Annotated in this window: 4 protein-coding genes; all 4 read left to right on the top strand. The window is 71.5% G+C overall.

Going from position 1 to position 3,167, the window contains the following annotated elements; genetic code table 11:
- The first annotated feature begins 114 nt into the window (after nt 1-114).
- A complete protein-coding gene (locus HW445_RS24140; RefSeq protein ID WP_180223053.1) occupies nt 115-1,014 on the top strand; it encodes a VOC family protein in 900 nt (299 codons plus the stop codon).
- Nucleotides 1,011-2,339: an aromatic ring-hydroxylating dioxygenase subunit alpha gene (locus HW445_RS24135; RefSeq protein ID WP_180223052.1), complete on the top strand. Its 1,329-nt coding sequence runs from the start codon at nt 1,011-1,013 to the stop codon at nt 2,337-2,339. Before HW445_RS24140 ends, HW445_RS24135 begins: the two co-directional genes overlap by 4 nt.
- On the top strand, nt 2,336-2,683 hold the full coding sequence (locus HW445_RS24130) for a non-heme iron oxygenase ferredoxin subunit (RefSeq protein WP_180223051.1): 348 nt from the start codon (nt 2,336-2,338) through the stop codon (nt 2,681-2,683). Before HW445_RS24135 ends, HW445_RS24130 begins: the two co-directional genes overlap by 4 nt.
- Nucleotides 2,680-3,167 (top strand): FAD-dependent oxidoreductase (locus tag HW445_RS24125; protein WP_180223050.1); only part of this gene is annotated, 488 nt, incomplete at its 3' end. The genes HW445_RS24130 and HW445_RS24125, both read left to right, overlap by 4 nt.

The raw sequence follows: 3,167 nt of genomic DNA, 5'->3' as shown, positions 1-3,167 counted from the left end.
CGGCGGACGGGACCCGCCGTGCCCCGGACCGCTCCCGTGGTCCCGGCCCGCGGCGTGCCGACGGGGAGGCGGACGCCCCGGGCCCGTACAACCTCTCAGCAGAAGGGATCCGCCATGCGACTGAGCGGACTCGGTTACTTCGGACTGCGCACGGCGAAGGTCGAGGAATGGCGTGCCTTCGCCGAGGACGTCCTCGGGATGGGTGTCACGGACACCGCCGACGGCATCCGGCTGCGGGGCGACGACCGCGCCTGGCGCATCGCCCTGCACCGGGCCGACGACGAGGAGTTCGGCTACGCGGGCTGGGAGGTTCCCGGCCCCGCCGAGCTCGCCGAGGCCCGTGCGGAGCTGAAGGCGGCCGGCGTCGCCTTCGAGGAGGCCACGGCCGAGCTGCTCGCCGAGCGCGACGTCGTCGACCTGATCCACTTCGAGGACCCCGACGGCGTCCGGGTGGAGCTGTTCCACGGCGCCAGGCTGGAGGTCACCCACTTCGTCTCGCCCACCGGCGTCCGCTTCGTCACCGGCGAGCAGGGCCTGGGCCACATCGTCTTCAACGTCGACGACTACGAGAAGACCTACGCCTTCTACACCGGGCTGATGGGCTTCAGGCCCAGCGACTTCTGCGACCTGGGCCGCAAGCGGATCGCCTTCCTGCACTGCAACCCGCGCCACCACTCCCTCGCCTTCGCCGGTCTGGTGATCGACCCGGAGCGCCCGCTGCGCAAGGACATCGACCCCGGCGAGCTGTTCCACTTCATGCTCGAGGTCGAGGACCTGGACACCGTCGGCCGCTCCTACGAGGCCGCCCGCGCCAAGGACTGCGTCGCCCTGACCCTGGGCCGTCACTCCAACGACCGGATGGTGTCGTACTACGCCCGCACCCCCTCCGGTTTCGAGGTCGAGTTCGGGACGGGCGCCATCACCGTCTCCGACCCGTGGCCCGCCGTGCGCGCCGCCGGCACCAGCCTCTGGGGCCACCACCGCACCGAGAAGCAGGAAGGGAGGAACGCGTGAGCCTGCTCCCCCGCGACCCCGCGCCCTCGGCCGACGTCAGCGAGTACTTCGACCTCGAACGCGGCCTGCTCGACCGGGAGATCTTCTCCGACGACGGCCTCTACCGGCAGGAACTGCGCCGCGTCTTCGCCCCGAGCTGGCTCTTCCTCGCACACGAGAGCCAGTTCAGGAAGCCGGGCGACTTCTTCACCACGTACATGGGTGAGGACCCGGTCCTGGTGACCATGGGCAAGGACCGCAGGATCCGCGCCTTCCTCAACGTGTGCCGCCACCGCGGCATGCGGGTCTGCCGCGCCGACGCCGGCTCCGCCAAGGCGTTCACCTGCAGCTACCACGGCTGGGCGTACGACACCTCGGGCAACCTGGTCAACGTCCCCAACGGCGACGACTACCCGTCCGACTTCGCGTCCCGCGACTGGGGCCTCGCCGAGGTAGCCCAACTGGACTCCTACAAGGGCCTGCTCTTCGCCACCTGGAACCCCGAGGCACCCCCGCTGGCCGAGGCGCTCGGGCGGATGACCTGGTACATGGACGCCATGCTCGACCGGGACCCGGAGGGCACCGAGGTCGTCGGCGGCGTCCACAAGTGGGTCCTGGAGGGCAACTGGAAGCTCGCCGCCGAGCAGTTCGCCTCCGACTGGTACCACGTCAACATCTCGCACGCCTCCGCCCTGATGGTCATGTCGCCCACCGGCAAGGGCCCCAAGCAGGAGATCGTGCAGACCCCGGGCCGCCAGTACACCGACGCGAACGGGCACGGCGCCGGCTTCCCGACGCACCCCAAGTCCCGTTTCGACGACCGGATCGTGCACCGGCACTACGACTACGACCAGCTGCGGGAGCGGCTCGGCAAGGAGCGCGTGGAGGGCCCGATGACCACGGGCCACGCCACCGTCTTCCCGAACTTCTCCTACCTCCCGGTCAACGGCTCGATCCGGGTCTGGCACCCCAAGGGCCCGGGCCGGATGGAGGTCTGGGCCTGGACACTCGTCGACAAATCGATGCCCGACGAGGTGAAGAACGCGCAACGGCTGTACAACCTGCGCACCTTCGGGCCCACCGGCATCTTCGAGCAGGACGACGGCGAGAACTGGTCCGAGGTCCAGGCCACCGCGCACGGCTTCGTCTCCGGCGGTCTGACCCTCAACTACCAGATGGGGCTCGGCATGGAGACCGAGGACGGTGTCCACCCCGGCACCACCGGCCGTCTCTACTCCGACGGCGCCGCCCGCGGCTTCTACACCCGCTGGCGCGACCTGATGAACACCCCCGCGTGGCACGAGAAGCCGCGCACCGAGCAGCGCAGCACGCAGGAGCGGCCATGACCACCACCGAGACCGGCATCAAGGTCGCCGACGCCGACGGGATCGAGGACGGCGAGGCCCTGGTCGTCGACCGGGACACCACCGGCCACGACGACGACATCGCCGTCTTCCACAGCGACGGCGCCTACTACGCCCTCGACGACACCTGCTCCCACGGCTCGGCCTCGCTGGCCGACGGGTGGATCGAGGACGGCGAGGTCGAATGCCCGCTGCACAGCGCGCGGTTCTGCCTGAGGACGGGCGAGCCGCAGTGCATGCCGGCCACCCTCGCGGCCCGCCGCCACAAGGTGGAGGAACGCGACGGCGCGCTCTACCTGTTCCCGGGGCAGGAGCCGGCCGCATGAGCACGGTGGACCGCGTCCTGATCGTCGGCGGCGGCCTCGCCGCCGTCTCCCTCGCCGACGCGCTGCGCTCCGGCGGGCACACCGGCGACATCGTGATCCTCTCCGCCGAGGACCACCTGCCCTACGACCGTCCGCCGCTGTCCAAGGACGTCCTGCTCGGCAGGAGCGGCCTGAAGGACATCCGGCTGCGGCCCGACGAGTGGTACGAGCGGGTCGAGTTCCGGACGGACGCCCGGGTCGCCTCGCTCGATCCCGACGCGGGCCGGGTGGCCCTCGCCGACGGCTCCGAGGTCACCGGCGACCGGATCGTCCTCGCCACCGGCGGCGTGCCCCGCACGCTGGGCGACGACCCGGCGGTGCACGTGCTGCGCGTCTGGGAGGACGCCGAGCGGCTGCGGCCGAGGCTGGTCCCCGGGGCCCGCGTCGCCGTGGTCGGCGCCGGTCTCATCGGCGCCGAGTCGGCCGCCGTGGCCGTCGCCCTCGG

It is taken from the genome of Streptomyces sp. UH6 (assembly GCF_013421635.1).
In the GTDB taxonomy this organism is placed as follows: domain Bacteria; phylum Actinomycetota; class Actinomycetes; order Streptomycetales; family Streptomycetaceae; genus Streptomyces; species Streptomyces abyssomicinicus.
This window is presented reverse-complemented; position numbering and strand designations above follow the sequence as displayed.

Coding starts and splice junctions, on each gene's coding strand:
- HW445_RS24130 (WP_180223051.1), top strand. CDS start 2,336: ATGACCACCACCGAGACCGGCATCAAGGTCGCCGACGCCGACGGGATC.
- HW445_RS24140 (WP_180223053.1), top strand. CDS start 115: ATGCGACTGAGCGGACTCGGTTACTTCGGACTGCGCACGGCGAAGGTC.